1 protein-coding gene is annotated in these 393 nt (G+C 75.8%); it reads right to left on the bottom strand.

The annotated features are described in order from the left end of the window. Positions 1–367: FAD-dependent oxidoreductase (locus tag ACLD7X_RS19545; RefSeq protein ID WP_411425340.1), on the bottom strand; the 367-nt coding region annotated here is incomplete at its 3' end. Positions 368–393 lie beyond the last annotated feature (26 nt).

Genomic DNA, 393 nt, shown 5'->3' with positions numbered 1-393 from the left:
CCAGCCCCGCGCCATAGCGCGCCGCGACCTGGCCCTGCGTGTCCTGCACCACCGGATAGCCCGTGCCCGCCCCCACCCCCAGCCGCCGCACCCCCGGCACCGCGGGCAGGTCCACCCCCACGCCCATCAGCACGAAATCGCCCCGCTGCACATGCGCCAGCAGCCAGCCGTCCGACACCGCCGCATCGCAGGCCGCGCTGCCCGGCGGCAGGGGCGCGCAGCCGGGCGTCACCAGCGGCGACCCCGCCAGCACGCAGGGCACCGACAGCCGCCCCGAATTCAGCAACCGCTGCGCAAAGGGCTCGGTCCGCGCCAGCCGCAGCACCTCGGCGCGGAACAGCGCCTCGACAGGCGTGCGGGGCGTCATGAAATGCGTGGCGCGGGCCGAATTCA

It is taken from the genome of Aphanothece microscopica RSMan92 (genome assembly GCF_046613545.2).
In the GTDB taxonomy this organism is placed as follows: domain Bacteria; phylum Cyanobacteriota; class Cyanobacteriia; order PCC-6307; family Cyanobiaceae; genus NIES-981.
The sequence above is the reverse complement of the archived record's forward strand: the minus strand, read 5'-3'. Positions and strand labels throughout refer to the sequence as shown.